General features: G+C 41.2%; 18 protein-coding genes. 9 read left to right on the plus strand and 9 right to left on the minus strand.

Annotated features, from left to right (window positions below; genetic code table 11):
* Positions 1–12: 12 nt before the first annotated feature.
* Complete coding sequence (locus G613_RS0114375; protein WP_029233281.1) at positions 13–1,074, plus strand: ABC transporter substrate-binding protein; 1,062 nt, start codon at positions 13–15, stop codon at positions 1,072–1,074.
* 93 nt (positions 1,075–1,167) lie between these two features.
* The gene (locus G613_RS0114380; RefSeq protein WP_029233282.1) at positions 1,168–1,542 is read left to right on the plus strand and encodes a response regulator; all 375 of its coding nucleotides are present in this window, start codon (positions 1,168–1,170) and stop codon (positions 1,540–1,542) included.
* Between the two features lie 69 nt (positions 1,543–1,611).
* Here the strand turns inward: G613_RS0114380 and G613_RS0114385 are convergent, their stop codons facing one another.
* Positions 1,612–2,136 (minus strand): helix-turn-helix domain-containing protein, encoded by a 525-nt coding sequence (locus G613_RS0114385; RefSeq protein ID WP_029233283.1) that lies wholly within the window; start codon positions 2,134–2,136, stop codon positions 1,612–1,614.
* A 193-nt stretch (positions 2,137–2,329) separates the two neighbouring features.
* Between G613_RS0114385 and G613_RS0114390 the strand changes: the two genes are divergently transcribed.
* The 7 genes from G613_RS0114390 to nagA all read left to right on the plus strand — a co-directional run bounded on the left by G613_RS0114390 (position 2,330) and on the right by nagA (position 13,449).
* Positions 2,330–4,792, plus strand: coding sequence for a glycoside hydrolase family 2 protein (locus tag G613_RS0114390; protein WP_029233284.1), 2,463 nt, complete (start codon positions 2,330–2,332; stop codon positions 4,790–4,792).
* Positions 4,793–4,887: 95 nt separating this feature from the next.
* A complete protein-coding gene (locus tag G613_RS0114395) occupies positions 4,888–5,175 on the plus strand; it encodes a hypothetical protein (RefSeq protein WP_029233285.1) in 288 nt (95 codons plus the stop codon).
* 125 nt (positions 5,176–5,300) lie between these two features.
* Entirely contained in the window at positions 5,301–5,939 is a 639-nt protein-coding gene (locus tag G613_RS0114400; RefSeq protein WP_029233286.1) for a phosphoribosyltransferase family protein, read from the plus strand.
* Positions 5,940–5,960: 21 nt separating this feature from the next.
* Positions 5,961–8,414, plus strand: a complete 2,454-nt coding sequence (locus G613_RS18815; RefSeq protein WP_029233287.1) for an EAL domain-containing protein — start codon at positions 5,961–5,963, stop codon at positions 8,412–8,414.
* Positions 8,415–8,572: 158 nt separating this feature from the next.
* Complete coding sequence (locus G613_RS0114410; protein ID WP_029233288.1) at positions 8,573–10,915, plus strand: DUF2339 domain-containing protein; 2,343 nt, start codon at positions 8,573–8,575, stop codon at positions 10,913–10,915.
* Between the two features lie 175 nt (positions 10,916–11,090).
* Complete coding sequence (locus G613_RS0114420; RefSeq protein WP_029233289.1) at positions 11,091–12,323, plus strand: hypothetical protein; 1,233 nt, start codon at positions 11,091–11,093, stop codon at positions 12,321–12,323.
* On the plus strand, positions 12,283–13,449 hold the full coding sequence (gene nagA, locus G613_RS0114425) for an N-acetylglucosamine-6-phosphate deacetylase (RefSeq protein WP_029233290.1): 1,167 nt from the start codon (positions 12,283–12,285) through the stop codon (positions 13,447–13,449). The genes G613_RS0114420 and nagA overlap by 41 nt, the downstream gene beginning before the upstream one ends.
* A 66-nt stretch (positions 13,450–13,515) precedes the next feature.
* Here the strand turns inward: nagA and G613_RS0114430 are convergent, their stop codons facing one another.
* The 8 genes from G613_RS0114430 to trxA form a co-directional block, all read right to left on the minus strand.
* Positions 13,516–14,121 carry an ECF transporter S component gene (locus G613_RS0114430; protein ID WP_029233291.1) on the minus strand — a complete coding sequence of 202 codons (606 nt, stop codon included), beginning with the start codon at positions 14,119–14,121 and terminating at the stop codon, positions 13,516–13,518.
* Positions 14,122–14,280: 159 nt separating this feature from the next.
* Complete coding sequence (locus tag G613_RS19735; RefSeq protein ID WP_196805068.1) at positions 14,281–14,448, minus strand: hypothetical protein; 168 nt, start codon at positions 14,446–14,448, stop codon at positions 14,281–14,283.
* Positions 14,449–14,515: 67 nt separating this feature from the next.
* Entirely contained in the window at positions 14,516–16,081 is a 1,566-nt protein-coding gene (locus G613_RS0114440; protein WP_029233292.1) for a 2-hydroxyacyl-CoA dehydratase family protein, read from the minus strand.
* On the minus strand, positions 16,074–17,276 hold the full coding sequence (locus tag G613_RS0114445; RefSeq protein WP_029233293.1) for a 2-hydroxyacyl-CoA dehydratase family protein: 1,203 nt from the start codon (positions 17,274–17,276) through the stop codon (positions 16,074–16,076). The genes G613_RS0114440 and G613_RS0114445 overlap by 8 nt, the downstream gene beginning before the upstream one ends.
* A gap of 183 nt (positions 17,277–17,459) precedes the next feature.
* Positions 17,460–17,780, minus strand: a complete 321-nt coding sequence (locus tag G613_RS0114450; protein WP_029233294.1) for a hypothetical protein — start codon at positions 17,778–17,780, stop codon at positions 17,460–17,462.
* Between the two features lie 278 nt (positions 17,781–18,058).
* Positions 18,059–18,238 carry a hypothetical protein gene (locus G613_RS0114455; protein ID WP_029233295.1) on the minus strand — a complete coding sequence of 60 codons (180 nt, stop codon included), beginning with the start codon at positions 18,236–18,238 and terminating at the stop codon, positions 18,059–18,061.
* 115 nt (positions 18,239–18,353) lie between these two features.
* Complete coding sequence (locus tag G613_RS0114460) at positions 18,354–18,821, minus strand: NUDIX hydrolase (protein ID WP_029233296.1); 468 nt, start codon at positions 18,819–18,821, stop codon at positions 18,354–18,356.
* A gap of 98 nt (positions 18,822–18,919) precedes the next feature.
* Complete coding sequence (trxA, locus tag G613_RS0114465; protein ID WP_029233297.1) at positions 18,920–19,237, minus strand: thioredoxin; 318 nt, start codon at positions 19,235–19,237, stop codon at positions 18,920–18,922.
* Positions 19,238–19,348 lie beyond the last annotated feature (111 nt).

The raw sequence follows: 19,348 nt of genomic DNA on the forward strand, positions 1-19,348 counted from the left end.
GATAAATCTTTTATGAAAACAGTTGCTAATTTAGCGATGGTACTGCTCCTGTCAGTGGCTTTGATAGCCGGCTGCGGGAGCAGTAGTGCGCAAAAAGATAGTGGGGATTCAGGATCCTCTTTGGAGTCAAAAGAGGCAGGAAAACTGATTACGGTTGGCTTTTCACAGCTGGGAGCTGAATCTGACTGGAGAAGTGCCAATACTATCTCCATGCAGTCAGCGTTTGTGCCGGAGGAAGGCTATAACCTGATCTACAAAAACGGTCAGCAGAAGCAGGTCAACCAGATTACAGCGATCAGGACTTTCATTCAGCAGGAAGTGGACTATATAGTTCTTGCTCCTGTTACTGAGAGCGGCTGGGACTCTGTGCTTGGAGAGGCTAGAGACGCCGGGATTCCGGTTATTCTTGTTGACAGAAGAGTAGACGTGGCGGATAAAACTCTGTATTCCTGCTGGGTTGGTTCGGATTTTGAACTGGAAGGCCGCAAGATGGCTGCCTGGATAGATAGCTACACAAAGAGAATAGGCTTGGATGCCAGTGAACTTCATATTGTTAACATTCAGGGAACGATTGGATCCACAGCTCAGATCGGCAGAACAAGAGGCCTTGCAAATGCAGCCAGAGAAAATGGCTGGGATCTCATGGCGGAGGTTTCAGGAGATTTTACTGAGACCAAGGGCCGAGAGGTTATGGCAGGTCTTCTGAAGCGTTTTGATAACATCAATATTGTGTACTGTGAGAATGACAATGAGGCAATTGGTGCTATTGATGCCATTGAAGCTGCAGGCAAAAAAGTCGGCTCCAACATCAGAAAAGGCGAGATCATGGTTGTCTCTTTTGACGGAGTAAACAAAGAAGCTCTGGACTATGCCAAGGAAGGAAAGATTTCCTGTATAGCAGAGTGCAATCCGCTTCATGGACCCAGAGTAAGAGCTCTCGTAGATATGCTGGTGGAAGGAGAGACTCCGGATAAATTCAACTACGTAGACGAAAGACTTTTTAGCTCAATTCCGGATGTTACGGAAGTAAAGGTAGACGGTGTCAGCTACCCGGTTCAGGGAATAGATGAGTAACTTTTCATGACAATTTATCAATATTTTATTTGAATTATTGACGAATTTGTAGCCATAATATACGTAGTAGGATATTTCAATAGGAGGCCAGACATGAAGAGGAAGATTCTTATAGCTGATGATACGACCTTTATGAGAGAGATGTTGAAATCTGCGCTTGATCCTGAGAAATTTCAGATTGTAGGAGAGGCTACAGACGGAATCCAGGCTGTTGAGTTTTACAAGGAAAAAAAGCCCGAGCTGATGATTCTGGATATCAATATGCCTAAAATGAATGGAATTGACGCTCTTACTGAGGTTATCAAGTATGATCCCAATGCCAATGTTATCATGTGCTCCGATCAGAAGTATGAGAACATGATTGTTATGGCGATAAAGAGAGGCGCCAAGGACTTTGTCATCAAGCCATTTACGGCTTCAGATGTTATTACTGCGGTAAATAAGATATTTGATGACGATGACGAATAATTGATGAATAAAATATAGGCCTGTCGGAAAATGTTTCCGGTAGGCCTCTTTATGTGTGTTAAACTGCGATTATTTCTTGGTTCTGTATTTTTCTGTTGCTTCGGCTATTTTCTTTTTGTCAATCTTGCCCTCTGCGATAGTGCTTGCCATCCAAAGCTTAAGAGATTCAACTGTAAGATCAATCTGATCAAGCTGTTCCTGGATCTTGACGAAATCAGGAAGTTCATCCTCAGTGATCTCGCCATCAGCTGTGATGTCGATGAGGCGCTCTTTCTGTCTGTCCAGAGAGTTCAGAGCTGAAAGCATTCCAAGAACAATCTCTGAAAGAGATGAGAGCTTAACTTCAGGTACAGATTCCTGACCGATTCTGCATTCGTGTGTGCAGTAGTAATTGCAAAGCTCGGGCTTTTTGTAGGCGCGGGACATATCAAGTACATCCTCGGGATAAATTGCGGTTTTGCCTGTTTCCATCTTTTCAAGTCTGCTCTCGCTGATTGTGCCAATAAGCTCGCTGGCCTGTGCTCTTGTAAGGCCGGCTTCTTCACGGCTTTCGAAGTATATGTTCTTATTTTCTCTGATTGATCTTTTTCCCATTTGTAATCCCCTTAAAACTCTCTAATAATGCGTTTCCAATCCACTTAGTTACGCAACACCTATATATTATCTTATTTCATGGAAAAAAAGAAGTTAATTTACATGATTAATTTAGTAAATGCGATATAATGAGAAAAGGTTTATAAGGTCGTACTTTTTGATACTTTTTGTACATCTTTGGAAAGGAAACTATATGATTACCAGAAACTTACATGATAATTGGGAAATGCGTAGAATGGACCAGGATAAGTGGTATCCGGCTACTGTTCCTGGCACAGTTTACACAGATCTTATGGATAATGGGCTCATGGAGGACCCATATTACAGAGATAACGAGGATAAAGCGCTTCGTCTGATGGATTATGACTATGAGTACCGCATGAGTTTTGCCCTTGAGGAGAATGATGAGCTTTCTTCCTGCGACGAGATCGATCTTAGACTTGAGATGATTGATACTGTAGCAGACATTTATCTCAATGATAATCTGCTTGATAGTATTTGCAATATGCACAGGACTTTTGAGTATGCCGTAAAAGGCATTTTAAAGGCCCAAAACGAGCTTAGAATTGTGTTACATAGTCCTAATGCCTTTATCAAAAAAGAATTCGAAAAAGACCCTGTACTTGGCTCTGAGGACTGTAGCAAGGGATTCCCCAAGCTCCGTAAGGCACACTATATGTTTGGCTGGGATTGGGGCCCAAGACTCCCCGATGCCGGTATTATGAGGCCGGTAAGTCTTATTGGTGTCAAGAAGGCAAGGCTTGATGATGTTTATGTGAGACAGGACCATGAAAATGGCAAGGTTATCCTGGCGATTGACACAGGCTACCGAGTTGCACAGTCTCTTGTACCAGGATGGGTAGGCCCGGAAGGATGCGTAACAACTGTTACTGTTACAGGCCCCGACGGATCTGCTATAGCAGAAAATGTTGGTGCCCCTTATAGAGTTGAAATTGAGAATCCTAAGTTGTGGTGGCCAAATGGATATGGAGCTCAGCCGTTGTATACAGTTAAGGTTGAACTTAAGGACAATAGCGGAGATGTTCTTGATGTCTGGGAAAAGAGAATTGGTCTTCGCACCATGACAATTTCAAGACAGAAGGATGAATATGGCGAAGAGTTCTGCCATGTAGTAAATGGCGTCAAGATTTTTGCCATGGGTGCGGACTATATTCCACAGGACAATATTCTCAGCCGCGTCAACAAGGAGCGCACAAGACAGCTTCTTACTCACTGCGCTAACTCACACTTTAACTGCGTAAGAGTATGGGGCGGCGGTTACTATCCGGAGGATGATTTCTATGATATCTGCGATGAACTGGGGCTTGTAGTTTGGCAGGATCTGATGTTTGCCTGCGCGGTGTATAGACTATCAGAGGACTTTGAGGAGAATATCACAAAAGAGGTTGTTGAGAACGTTAAGAGACTTCGGCATCACGCCAGCCTTGGTCTTTGGTGCGGCAATAATGAGATGGAGCTCTTTGTTGGACAGGAGCACTGGGGAGCAAAGTTTACCCTCAAGTCGGATTACGTCAAGATGTATGAATATCTTTTCCCGAAGCTTATGAAGGTACTGGATCCTCAGACTTACTATTGGCCAGCAAGCCCATCTTCAGGCGGTGGATTTGATAATCCTAACGACGAGAACAGAGGAGATGCCCATTATTGGGAGGTTTGGCATGGTAATCAGCCATTTACAGCGTATCGTCAGTTCCATTTCAGATATCTTTCGGAGTTTGGATTCCAATCCTTCCCTTCTGTTAAGACGATTGAGACCTTTACAGAGCCGAAGGACCGCAATATCTTTTCCTATGTGATGGAGAAGCATCAGCGTAATAGTGCGGCAAACGGCAAGATAATGAACTATATGAGCCAGACATATCTTTATCCGGAGAGCCTTGATGAGCTTGTATATTATTCTCAGCTTTTACAGGCAGAGGCTATCAGATATGGCGTTGAGCATTTCCGTAGGAACAGAGGAAGATGCATGGGCACAGTGTATTGGCAGCTCAATGACTGCTGGCCTGTTGCTTCCTGGGCATCTATCGACTACGAGGGCAGATGGAAAGCGCTCCAGTATTATGCCAAGAGATTTTTTGCTCCGATTCTTGTGTCCTGCGAGGAGAAGGGATATCTGGATCAGAGAGTGAGCGTTAATGATGATGCTGATCCAATCCGTAAATCCATAAGGCTCAATGTTCAGAATGAAACTATGGACAGCCATGAACTGGTGGTGGAATGGCAGCTTAGAAATTCAAAAGCAGATGTTATTGATGCTGGCAGCGAAAGCTTTACAGCTGAGCCATTATCTACAGTTTGGTTTGCCGAAAAAGATATGGATAATGCGGATCTTTATGAGAATTACGTAAGCTATCAGGTACTGGAAAAGGGAGAAGTTGTATCTGAGGGAACAGTTCTTTTCTGTCCGCCCAAGCACTTTAAGTTTGCAGATCCCGACCTGAAATTTAGGGTAGAAGGGGATGAAATTGTAATTTCTGCAAGCGCATATGCTAAGAGCATTGAGATACGTAATGAGGAAGATAATCTTCTTTTATCCGATAACTATTTTGACTTAAATGCCGGGGAGAAGAGAGTGAAGATACTCAGCGGAAATACTGATGGTTTAAGGGTTAGATCTGTAGGAATCAGGCATTAACTTATGGCCAAAAATACTATCAAAATGTTATAAAAATTTAACGAATTGCCGTACAAAGTTATGTTAAAATTTTTTCTGTGAAAGGAGTGACTTGTATGGCAGATACTAGATCAGACTTAATTAATCAGCTGGCGGCCAGTATGGGTGCAGGAGATTACGCCAAGACCAGATTTGAAGAATCAAGGTATGACGCGGAAACCGGTACATTATATTGTGATGGATACGTTATTTCTAAATCAGTCATTGATGAAGCAATTCAACACTTCAAGCTGATGCAGAGCAAATGCGATATGAATGACCCGGCCTCGAGACACATGGCGCTGATATATAAAACTGCTTTGGAAGGCATCAAGAAGCTTCGAGAAGCAGATAAAAAAGAATAAACTATAAGGGTCACTATGGTCTTTTACCAGGTGGCCCTTTTGTATTCAGTAGATTAATGCACGTTTTGATGATATGATTAATATGATGCTCAGTGTATGTACATTATTTTGGGGAGGTATGCTTAATGCAAAACTACAACAAGATTGAATATGCAGGACACAGTAATGTTATTTTGAGGATAACACCGGGACATTTTGTAACACCGCATTCCCATGTCAATTATTATATGGATCTTTGTGATACTAAGGCAAGAATGAAGGAAGCAAGAGCAACAGGTGAGGCCCTTGCGGAGATGTATCTTGCATCTGATGTCATCGACACAATTCTGTGCCTCAATGGCATGGAGGTTGTAGGTGCGTACATGGCGGATACGCTTACCCAGGCCGGTATTATTTCCATGAATTCGCATAAAACTATGTACATTACACAACCTGAGACCAATGTTAACGGGCAGATGATGTTCAGAGAGAATAATAAGCACATGATCGATGGCAAAAAAGTACTGATTCTCATCGATTCAGTTACAACAGGCGGAACGCTTCAGGCAGCCCTTGATTCCGTAAGATTCTATAAGGGCGAAGCTGTAGGTATTTCTGCAGTATTCTCTATAGCAACTCAGATTGAAAATACTCCGATCAGAGCTCTTTTCACTAAGAGGGACTTCCCGGAGTATGCAAGTTATAGTCATGACAGTTGCCCTCTTTGCAAAGAGGGTCAGCCGGTTGATGCAATTTGTAACGGATACGGATTCTCAACAGTGTAATTATTTACTAATGAGGGATTTATGGCAGATATCTCGAAACCGGATGTTCAGGATTACGTCGTAAATAAAATAGATGAAGCTATCCAGAATGAGTGGATCAAGGTGTACTATCAGCCTGTAGTCCGCTCTATTACTGGTGAACTATGCGGCTGTGAGGCTTTGGCAAGATGGATCGACCCAGAGATTGGTTTTTTGTCGCCTTATGAGTTCATTGGTGCGCTTGAGAAGCATGACCTTATTTACAAGCTGGACTGCTATGTGCTTGAGCATGTTTGCTGGCAGATTAGTAAGGAGCTGGAAGATTGTGCTCATTCTGTGCCTACATCTATCAATTTCTCCAGACTTGATTTTATCAAGCTGGACATGGTTGAGGTTGTTGAGAATCTTGTCAAAAAATATGACATTCCCAGAGATATGCTCCATATTGAAATCACTGAGAGCATGATCGTTTCCGATGAAGAGCTTATGGCCAGGGTTATTTCCGACTTCAGAAAGGCCGGATATGAGATCTGGATGGACGATTTTGGAAGCGGTTATTCTTCCCTGACGCTTCTTAAGGACTATGATTTTGATCTTCTTAAATTGGATATGCGTTTTCTGTCCACTTTTAACGAAAAGGCTCAAAGTTTGATCAGATCCACCGTATCACTGGCTAAGGATCTGGGTATAAAAACCCTTGCAGAGGGTGTTGAGACGAAGGAACATTTTGAGTTCCTTAAGTCTATTGGTTGTGGAAAAATTCAGGGCTACTATTTTGGTAAGCCAATGCCACAGGATGAATTCTGGGCTCACATCATAGAACAGGGGCTTAAAGTCGAGGAGAGGCAGTGGAGAAGCTTCTATGAAGTTGCCAGTCTGACTGTACGTGAAACGGATGCTCCTTTGGCCCTTATGCTTGATAATGGCGAGGAGCTTAAGACTCTTTTCATAAATCAGGCATATAGAAATCAGATTTCATTTAATGCGAAGATAAAAGCTGAGGAGATTGACGAAAAAATCTTTAAAAGCGGATCCCCGTTAGCAAAAAAGTATAGAGAAATCGGAGATATTATTGAGAAAAGCGGTAATTTGGAAACCTTCTACTGGACATATAATGGAAGGTACTTAAGGTTCAGAGGACAGTGCATTGCAAAACATAACGGTAGTTATATTGTAAGGGCTGAAATACACAATATTACCCAGGATGAAGGCGGCCAGGAAGCGGGAAGATTAGATGCCAAATTAAGAGATCTGAATCTTCTGTATGAACTGGTTGATATTATCAATGTCAAGAATCGAGATATATCTCCTCTCATGGGAAAATTTAGATACATTGATTCCGAAGACTATATTTTCGATAGTTTTGAAAATACCGTTAATTATTTCGTTAATAATTTTGTCTTCCCGAGTCAGAGGGAGAGATTTAAAGAGTTCCTGAACCTGGATGTCATGAAAGCCAAGGTTCAGGCTACGAACAGGGGACATATAGAAGAAGCTTATAGAATCAAACAGAAGAACGGAGCTTATGAGTGGAGGGAATGCGTTCTTATGATGATTCCGGGAACTGATGGCGAGGAATATCTGTTTGGTGTAAAGTCTCTTCCAATTGGACTCAATATTGATAATCCTAATTATGAAGAACATATGACTTCAGAAGTTTTAAGGTACTATGGTCTTATTTGGGAGAATCTGATATGGAATAGCCGTATTAAGTTCTTTTGGAAGGATAAACAGCGAAGGTTCATGGGCGTCAGCCAGTCATTCCTTGATTTCTATGGAATAAAGTCCAAGGATGACATTGTTGGTAAAACCGATGAGGACATGCATTGGCATATAGATGATTTCTATATGAACCGTGAACTGGAGGTTATGAGTAAGGGAATCAGCCTTAAGGATGAGCCGGGACAGTGCATTGTAAGAGGTGTCATGCACAATATTATGTGCAATAAGATGCCTATTTATAACGATGGTGAAATTATAGGTCTTTTTGGATATTTCATTGATACTGAAGAAGAACTTAGTAAGGTTAACGGAACGAATGCGTCAAGTGTTGATACCATTACCGGGTTAATGAATGCAAGAGGCATTCTGGATACCATGATAGGTTATGCTATTCAATATGATGATAATGATCGAAATTATGGAATTATCATGGTAGATAACAAGAATCATGATAGAATCATCAAGTATTTTGGAAAAATAATAGCCAATGACCTGATGAAGGAAATCGGAAAGAAAATTGTAGAGGTAACAGGTCAGTCCTGCTCTGTAGGAAGGCCCAAAGGTTCTATCTTTACAATCATTACAGATGCTGATTCCAGAGAAGAACTTCAGGAACTTACAGACAAGATAGTTGCAAATGTCAACACCATCAGAGAAATAGACGGAAGCAGCGTTACACTTAGGATTGAGAGTGTATTTAAGCTTCGTTCTGAGGAAGGTCTGACAGCAGAGAATATGTATCAGATCGTGATGGAAATGATTGAGAAGGCGTAAAAAGCATGAAAATGTGACCCCTAAGTCGATAGGATAACACTTATTGACTTAGGGGATTTTTTGCGCATTTTAGTGCCACATTATTTAGATTTTTATTGTTTATTGGTATATAATAACTATTGCTGTTCATGAAAAAAGTTTTAGAGGAGATTTAGTGTATGGGACAGATAGAAGAGTTGGAGAAGGAACTGGCTACGATTCAGTTTCAGGTAGATCGTATTCAGCATGGACTTGATAAGTGTAAAGATACAGTGGGGCTTATCAAGCAGAATCAGTCTAATCTCATGGCACAGCAGGCCGCTATGGCCCAGAGACTTCAGCAGGCGCAGCAGTCACAGCAATTGCAGCAGCCACAGCCTCAGTCTCAGTCAGTGCCACAGACACCGGTACAGCCTGTTCAGCCGCAGATTCAGCCGGCTCAGCAGACACCTTTATATCAGGCAGTGCAGAATCCGGTACAAACACCACAGTTTCAGGCAGTTCAGCAGCCGGTATACAGAACTGTTCAACAGGCGCAGCCTAATCAGCAGAATGTAGTTAACAGACCGGTTTATGTTCAGCCGGGTGTGCAATATGGTGGAACACAGAATAAGAAGTCAGTTGAGAGTGCAGAATCATGGATTGGTAAGCATCTCATGAGTATTCTGGCAAGCGTTTTGATCTTTGTAGCACTTATTCTTTTTGCAAGCCTTATTATTCCATATCTTGGGGATGGCATTAAGATTACAATGATGTTTACAGCAAGTATCGGTATTTCTGCTTTTGCTTATTATCAGCACAAGAAGAAACCCGAGAATACTTTCTTTACATCGTTACTTGCCTGTGGAATAGGGTGTTGTTATATATCCATTTTGGTAACCAGAATTTCTTTCGAAGCTATCGGCGATATTGGAATGTATGTGCTTATGCTTCTGTGGGGATTGGCAGTTCTTTTCCTGGCACGTAAGGAGAATTGGCTGTTCCAGGTTATCAGTAATGCAGGATTTGTTATTTCTGCGTTGTTTGCCTTCGCTATGAAGGATGAGAGCCTTATCTTACCTCTTTTAGCATATTTGATCGTTATGGGTGGGGCTCACCAGTACATTTTCTGGAAGAACAGTTTGCAGCGCAAGATTCAGTGCGGTGTTAACCTGGCAATTATAGCTCAGTATTCAGCCGTGCTCAGATTTGCGTTTGATGGCGGTGTGTCATATACAATAGCATTTGTTATCATGACAATCCTTGCCCTTGCTATATTTGTTTACTTTACATTTGGAGATCTATTTAAAGAGAATTCTTCTAATCCATACTTTGCAGTTGCAAGCGCAGTTACACTTTGCATCACATATCTTGGTCTTCTCAGCGGATTTGATGCACCGGATATGGTCAGAGTAATCGGACTTTTTGCTATCGGTGTTCTTGCTGAAGTTGCAACACTTTTGATCGATAAAAAGAATCCTGAGAACAAGTATTCATTATTTAGCCTTATCTGGATCACTGCATGGCTGATGATTGTCTCTGTAGTTGCGTATACAACTGTAACAGAGTTTTTCGATACAGGAGTATTGTTTGTATTCCTTGCACCTCTTGCTCTTTGGGGTATTAAGACAGGCGACAAGTTCTACAAGTGGCAGGCGTTTATTCTTGCAGCAACCATGGTATTTGTTGAACTGTTCAGCGGCGCAGCGCTTATGTTCTGTGTAATGGCATTTGCTTATGCAGTACTTGTATTTGTGATTGAAGCCTTTATTGCAAACAAGGCAATGGAAATCAAGTTTACTTACTATGTATTTGCTCTTATTACACTGATGATGCTGATGTACACTCTCTGCAACAACTTTGAGTTCGACAAGGAATGGACAAGACTCTTTATGACAATACCTGCAGGACTTGTCAATGCAGCCATGATTTTTGCAGGTCTGGACAGAGATTCCCAGGGTGAAAGCCATAAGGATTACTGGAAACTGCTTAATGTTATTAACATTATCGGAATGCTTGTAGGACTGTTTGATATGGCTATAAGTGACGGTGCGGCAGCAATAGCTATCAGCCTTGTTTATACAGTTTCACTTGCAAGTGTTAACCTTAAGCACCACATTGAAGGCAACGGAGATGAGAAGCTGTATGCCGGAATAAAGTACGGTATTATCCTTTTAGTTGCGCTTTATAGTTACAGCGCAAAGGGCTATATCGCCAGCGTATGTGTTCTTGCTTACGCAATTGTTTGCATTATCATTGGTTTCAGCAAAAGGTTTGGGGCCAAGGAGCTTCGTATTTACGGCCTTATCCTTTCAATGATCTGTGTTGTTAAGTTCATTATGATTGATACTACTTATGAGAACACTCTTGGTCATGCGATCAGCTTCCTGATCAGTGGTATCCTGTGCTTCGGCATTAGTGCAATTTATAACCACTATGAAAAGAAAGAGTCTCAGGAAAATGGACCTGAGAGCAGTAATTCAAATGCTCCGACAATGCAGAATACAGGTTTTAACGGCCCTCAGAATGGTAATGTTGGTTAACCAAATATAATAGTTTAAGGGTGAATTATTAGCCCCGGATGTGTCATGCTAAGTGACATGTCCGGGGTTTTTGACTATATTGTTACGAAAATGCAAAAAATATATACAATTATGAGAAAAAGCTATATATTAGTGGTTATATCAGCAAGTATTTATCAAAATAGGGGTGTGGGGAATGAAAAATTTAAATGATATTGCGACAATTGTTACATTAGTTACTGCGGTTTTATCGATTTTGGGATTTGCATTTAAACGAATTAAAAAGCCCAAAGAAGATGTTCCTGAATCTGTTTATTTCATCAAAACATATGGTGAGCGGAAAAAGCAGATTTATGCGGAACATAATAAGAATCTTTTTATTTTCTTTTTCTTTTCGATATTTGTGGTAGCTATATTATTGTATTATGAGGTTACTTTCCACAATAAAAGAGATACTTTTACAGGGATAATATCGTGGGCGACGATTATTTCTTTTGTTGTGTTTATATTAACATTCTTAGTCTGGCTTGGAACCAGTATAAGAAAAGCGCCGAGGCTTGGGATTTATCGAAAAGTCAAAAGAAGAGGTAAGTTTTTTGCGTATTCTTTTGGAATTACCTTTGGGCTGATAGTATATTTTGCTATATCAGAGATGGTAAATGATTATATTATAAACACAACTAAAGCAGCCTTTCAGCCGTTAGATATAGCCTGGAGAGGCGGAGCGGCTTTAGCAGTATTGGTAATAGGTGAAATATGTCTATACTATTCATGTATTAGCATTGATAGCAGGGAGGAAAGTGTAGCATTAGCTTATTTGGATTTTTCTGGCACAGGCAAGAAGAGATATTTACACTTTAAAGAAGATGGAAAGTATATATGTACGGATCAGCCCTTCTTTGATAATAGCAAGGACTTCATATTTGTTAATTGGGATGAATATGATTTTAGAGATATTAAGATAATTAGTAAATCAGTTCGTGACCAGATTGCGGATATAGCCAAAATAACTGAAAGGATACAGAAAGATAATAAATATATCGGGGATGATGTTGATAGCCTTTTAGAGAAAGGAAACTATGAAAAATTAAGTGATAAGGAAGTAAAAAGAGTTAATGCTTACTGTAAGACAGAGTTTCCAAGTGTAGTTGATATTATCAAAGCTGCAATAGTGAAGACCGTAGCGGTATGCTGGTTTATAATTAAATTATTGTTGGGGATTCTTATCAACTTAGTTATGTTGGTCTTTAAGCCAATTGGCATAATATGTAGGGCAATAAAAAAGGCCATAGAATCTAAATCCAGGGTCCGTGAATTTGACAAAGACAAGAAGCTCAAAAAGCAAGAAAATAACCCAATAGAAGAACAGCCCAAAGAGGGAAAAACAAATGAAGATAACCGAAGCCAAGGTATTCACAAAGACGCATAAATTTGAAGCGCGTGAATTATATGTAATCGGAGAAAGAATATGCTCAGAGGCAGATTATAATGTACAGAAAGGGCCAAATTCAGGCGAAAATGGGGATGATGATATTGTGATCGCTGCCCCCGATTTATACGCAATTCCAGGGCTCGTAGACATACATTTCCATGGTGCCATGGGACAGGACTTTTGCGAGGCTGATGCAGAGGGACTTAGAACTATAGCACGATACGAAGCAGAGCACGGGGTTCTGGCCATATGCCCTGCCACAATGACTTACGGAGAGGAGAAACTCTCCGGAATTATGAAAAATGCCAGGGATTTTGCGGATAACAATACGCTGGAAGCAGATCTGGTTGGCATCAACATGGAAGGCCCATTCATTAGTCCTGACAAGATTGGTGCTCAGAACCCAAAGTTTTTGCATTTGCCTGATGCTGAGATGTTTAGAAGACTCCAAAAGGAGAGCGGTGGGCTTATAAAACTTGTGGATATGGCGCCTGAACTTGAAGGAAGTCAGGAATTCATTAAAGAGCTGGCAAAAGAAATCAATATCTCCATTGCTCATACAAACGCTGATTACGACGTGGCAAAAGAGGCTTTTGAAATCGGTGCAAGGCATGTGACACATCTTTTTAATGCAATGCCGGGAATAAACCATAGAAATCCGGGACCGATAATTGCTGCAAAAGAGGCCCACGCTGAGGTAGAAATAATAACAGATGGTATTCATGTGCATCCTGCAATGGTCCGGACTGCCTTTGAAATGTTTGATGAGGGTAAGGTATGCATCATCTCCGATAGCATGGAGGCAACAGGTCTTCCTGACGGCGAATATCAGCTGGGAGGACAAGCCGTTACAGTACATGGGAAAAGAGCTGTATTAAAAGACAATCCTGATACAATTGCGGGCTCTGCTACGAATCTTTTTGATTGTATGGCATGTGCAGTAAAAGTTATGGGAATTCCTCTTGAAAAGGCAGTTCGTGCTGCATCAGAAAACCCTGCAAGAGCCATCGGTATAGATGGCGACTATGGAAGTCTTGATGCAGGTAAATATGCGAATATTCTTCTGATAGACAAGGACTTAAACCTTAAATACATCATTAAAAAAGGACAATTACTCAAGTAAAAATTTAGGCTTCGCCCAGATTAATGATCTGAGCGAAGCCTATTTACTTATTACATAAATGATTTATCAACCAGCCTGTTTAAGACTATCGTTATTGGTAAAAGGAAGAATGTTTGCTTTACTGAGAGCCGGTCTTAATGCATTGTACAGAACAATGGCAATAACTGAATTGATTACTGCATTGACAATGGTTGCGTAGGTTGTAATCGCTAAAAGAGCGCTTATAGCTGACGCAGCCTTTTCTGCATTTGGAGTAAGGATAGTGAACCAAACATACTTGAGAGCTGGTTCAAAAATACAGTTAAAAGCAAGACCTGCTACAGCAGCTATTGCTGATCTTGATACGATGTAGGATCTGTCGTGATTATCTGTGATGTGGAAAATCTTATGAGCCACAAGACCAACTACAAGGCCTATTACAAGCTTGCATATAAATGTTCTGGGAGCTGATGCAGCATATCCGCCGAGGATGTCTGCAAGGGAAAGACCTATTGCTCCGGCAAGTCCGCCATAAGGGCCTCCAAGTAAAAGAGCGCCAAGAACAACAAAAGCATTTCCTACATGAACTTTAGTGCCTGAAGCACTGATTGCTGGAAAAATAGCATATCCAACGTAGCAAAGCGCAGCCATAAGACCTGCGTAGGTGAGTTTAATGAGCTGATTCTTTTTCATAGAAGTCTCCTCCGTGTAGTATGTTTCCGATTTCAATCAATTGAACATACTATATTCCTATGCTGGTATTATTGAAAATATCAGATTGCGAATAATTTATATGACCAGATGAAAAGACAATAAAAAAGGGCCCTGTAATCAGGACCCTTAGCATTAGTATTAAAGGTGTTGATCTCTATCAATTTTGTCGTAATGTTTGAGCAAAATTGGTTCAATTGCTGCTGTGAGCTTCATGTCCAGATTGAAGATGTAAACAGTGAAGGTCAGCACAAAGAATACAACAATAACAATTGCTATTATTTTCAAAACCAGTAAAAATGTAGCCATTTTATATCTCCTTATCCATATATTTCCCCGGTGATCAGTTTCTTTTCAATAATTCCGATTCGCAGAATTACCATGACATATCGTCAGGAAGTACCTCAAGGGATGGATCAATAGGCTCCTCCTGCATTACAGTACGCATGAAGGAATTGATCTGATCGCGAACGCCCTGACGAGAAATGATACGTGGATCAAACAGATCGTGAGATACCCAAACAAGTGGGATACCCTTTTCGCGGGCTTTTTCTTCGAATAATCCGTGCATTCCATCAAGCGCCTTACAACTCATGTGCTCCCAAAGAATAACCATGTCGGCGTTGAACATCTCAACGAACTCCCAAAGCTCATCCAAAAGAACTTTGTAGCCGCCGTGAGTACGGTTCCTCATGATCATATTCTCGGTAAGCCATGCCATATCGTATATTGCCTGCTCTCTGTTCTCAGGAGTATCCTCTGTTACAAGTTCCTTGGTTGATACCATTGAAAGCATGTCTGTAAGAGGAACGATTCCCCAGCAGTTAAGCAGCCATAAAAGGAAGTCCATGTAGAAGTGTGACTGTACACCCCATACAATGGCACGATGACGATATTCCTTGGCCATCATCTTTTTCTTTTCATAGGCTTGTCTTGCAAGCTTGGTTATCTTGGCATCAGCTTTCTCAAAAGCCGCAATTCTGCCGCAGATAGCCATATAGTTAGTCTCGGTATAAAGAGCAAGGTTTGAGCCAAATACTTGAGGATATGGTGTACGGTTCATCTCAAGCCACTCAAGACGGCACTTGGTAGCGTAGTTTACACGCTTTGCGCATTCATAGTATGCATCCCAATCCCACTTGTGGCCTGTGTGCTTTTCAACAAAGGCGATAGCATTGCGGATTTCCTGTGCTGCGTATTCCTGAACGTCATCCTCTCTGTGACGAAGTGGAGCGGCAAGCTGGAATACAGGAATACCATTCTCGTGCTCAAGACGCTGAGAAATAACGCCGTTACCAAGAAGTGAACCGTCACAGGTGGTGTTACACTGGATAGCGCAAGCACCAAGGATTGGAGCATCATCATCGATAGAAACTCCGGCTTCGGCCTCCGGCATAGGACATACATCACCGGCAAGGCCGAACTGCTGAGCTACGTCTATATAGTGACATGCTGCGCGCTGGTTCAAAAGAACTGAAACGTAAGTAGATGGTGTCTCTCGGCTCAAGACTTTGAGGTTAGGGAAGCCCATCATAACAGCAGTCATCTCGTTTTCATCTACAAGAACGACCTGATCTGAAAACTTTTTATCATTACCAATACGTCTGTCGCCTCTGAAAAGAGAATCCAGAAGGTTAGCAACGTCCTTGATAACCAGATCCTGTTCAGTATGGCAGATACGAAGGTATTCACCTCTAAGGCCCTGAGTGTGTCTGTCAACCATCATAGGAACAGCAAGATAATTGGCCATCCAGCGGTAGCGGAACATAGCCTTGACGTTACGTGGCTTTGCAACGAATTTGCCAAGGGTCATCATGATCCATAACCATCTGGAATAATCATACATTGTATCGCGAAGGCCACGCCATTCACGACGTTTGCGGACCTTTGAGCCTTCTTTATAAAAATCGCCAAATCTATCGGCGCCTACCTGCTTAGCCATTTGCTTCACCTCTCTGAATCTTCTTGATCTCAATACTCTCAACAAAGGCCTGTACTCTGGTTGTCATCTGACCTGAAACACCGATGGAATAAGGTCTGTCAACTGCGAGAACAGGGTAACCATACTTTTGTCTGAGGATATTTGAACCCATCATTTTCTCATAAGCCCATGGATCGCAGAATTTCATCTGCTGATAGATGATACCGTCAGCCTTGTATTCGCGGGCAAGTTCATCAATATAAACCCTTCTGTGGTCCATCTTGTCGGTATTCATAAATCTAGGGCACTCACCCTTATTCATGTACGCGTGACAGATCTGTGTAAGAGCATCCTCCTCATCATTAAGAATGATAGGATTTCTGCCCGGAAGAGAACCATAGCAGAAGCGGTCAGCACATACATAAGCTCCGCTGTCCTCAATAAGCTTGATAAAATCTGTGTCGTCAACTTCTGAGCCGGCAACAAGTACTCTTGCCCTGAATTTGCTCTTTTCATCAGGTTCACGAGTCTTGAGTTCCTCAAGTGTTTCTTCCAATTTATCCACTAAAAGATATTTAGGAGCGACGTAGGTTGCTAAAGTAATTACTGCGAATTCGTAACCGGTAATTCTCGGATTGAGCTCTTTCCTGTAATCGCCGATGGCGCGTACAAGCTCGCAGATGTGATTATGCTCTTTAACAGCCTTTCTGATGGCTGCATCAGAAATATCAATGCCGTAGTTATCATGAAGCGGCTGCAAAATATGGTTCTTGCACTGGAGAACATAGAGATTAAGACCATTCTCGTCGGCCTTCATAGGAATCTCCATATATTGGAAAAAGAACTTATCTTTGCCCTTACCGAGGGTCTTGAGAAGCTCCATATTCTCAACGCAGCGGTTCATCATGGAACAACCATCCGGAGTTATAATACAGTCCGCAAAGTTGAAACCACCTTCGATAGCACGCTCCAAAAGAGCTCTGGAGTATTCACATAAAAAGCTTGTCATGTAATATGTGGAAATATCAAGGGAACCTGTTCTGGGAGCACGAAGTCTCGCAGAAAAACAGCCCTCAAGATTAAGAAGCGGCTCGGGAGTATTCTCACAGGTATATGCAACGCATACCTTGGAATCTGCCTGGGCCTGCTGAATCAGCTCATTATTGGCTTCTAAGAGAAGATTCTCAAAGAAGATCAGATGTTTTAAATCTTTCACTTTATCCCAACCTCACAAATTATTAAAAAAATCTTAAATATATACATTTAGTCTAATGGAATAGGGCTTTGGTGTCAATTAATAGTGCATGTTTTCCAAATAGTTGCAAAATAATACCCCTTTATCTGAATTATCAGATAAAGGGGTATATATATTTAGAAATGATAAAAGCTCTTGTAATAATTATTTGTGGTACTCAGTGTGAGCGTCTGCAACGCACTCAAGTGTGCTGATACCTTCGCAAGCTGCCTCGATTGCTTCGTATGAAGCCTCATTAGCTTCGAATCTATAGCAGTTCTCATATGGATGAGATGAATATGTGCTTCCTGTGGCAGCCTCAACCTGAGAGATAAGCTCTGGTGTTACTTCAGTATCTGCTGTAAAGTCAACAACGATATTTCTTTCAGCACTATCTGAAATAGTTGACTCTACATATGTATTTCCACAACCGCTAAGCATAGCGCATGCAACTACAGCGACAAGAATAATTTTATTGTTTTTCATGATTTGTTTCTCCATTTTTTATAAAAACTTTATAAACGACGATGGGTAATATATCAGATAAAAAAACGTTTGTAAATACCAAAATTGAAAAAACAAAAATTCATTATTCCACTCATTTTTTGAAACAAAATTCGCCCAGAACCAGAGTGGGATTGGGGAGTTTTGGCACTGAAGAAAATGGAAAAATTTCTTTTTATAAAAACAGAACTACCGGTGTGCATATAGGGGCTGCACACCGGTAGTTTCTTGGAGGTGATGTATTCATAGGGAGAATGTCGTCACATTAATATTAGAATAGCGGATATAATACCTGCGCCTAAAAGGACGCTTGCGGATACAAAGCTCTTTATCATGATCTGAAATGATTGTGAATCAATGTATCTACCCCCTAACATTACCGCATCGATGGTCTTAGGACCTCTTTCAATGCTTATTTCTCTGGTATATGTCTGTTGCATTGTTTCATCCTCCTTTGTCCCCTTGAAACGAAACACAACATCTAGTAGTTCATGAGGATATTATATACCATATATTCTAAAATAAGGATAAAATACATATGAAAATTTGATAATTTTAATCCACTGTGACGTTATAAATCCCATTCTTCCAGTCTATAATAGGCCTTGCGTCCGGGCAAAATAGTTGATCTGGGATCTCTTTTCTGTCAAAAAAACGATGCTCTAATACTTCGCTATCACTGTCGGAAATCTGACCTTCATAGCTTTTTGTAATAAAAATAACTGAAAGAGAGTATACCACGTCCCCATTGGGATAATGGATTTCTCTGTCATCGCCGGAATACAGTCCGAAGAGCTCAAGGTCTTTTACCGTAATACCAACTTCCTCATGAAGTTCTCTGGTGGCTGCCTCAATGTAAGTTTCACCCGGCTCTAATGCTCCTCCGGGAACGCACCATTCTCCGGTATCACTTCTTTTTTGCAAAAGAAGTTGTCCCCTATCGTTTTCTATCAGGACTCCACAACCTACAGTCATAATGAGGTCGTGTCCCATGGTTTGACGAAGAGATCTGATATAATCCATGTTCTTGTATACCTCCCTGGTATTATTTGCACTTTCCACATTATACCAAAAAAAACCTGCCGCTGTGATTCTTAGCGGCAGGGCTCTCATCTTACATATTAAAGTACTGCATCAAGCTTTTTGGCAAGTGTGTCCATTGGCATCGCGCCCATGGCACTGTCTACGACTTCTCCGTTCTTTATTATAAGAAAACTTGGGATTGACATGATATTGTATTTGGCAGCAAGTGCGCTATTTTCATCGGAATTTACCTTGCCGACCTTAACTTTTCCGTCATAAGTCTCTGCTAATTTCTCGACTACAGGCATCATCATCTTACACGGACCGCACCAGTCTGCATAAAAATCTACCAGAACAGGTACTTCGCTGTTAATTACTTCTTTTTCAAAATTCTCTTCAGTAAATTTATATTCCATATTAGTAAACCTCCTATGTATTAAGTTGTGTGAGTTGACCTTTGTTGAAATAATGATTGCACACAATTAAATCGTTGTCAACAAGTAAATTGTAAAAAATCTATAACCGGG

Source organism: Butyrivibrio sp. VCB2006 (assembly GCF_000420945.1).
Taxonomy (GTDB): domain Bacteria; phylum Bacillota; class Clostridia; order Lachnospirales; family Lachnospiraceae; genus Butyrivibrio.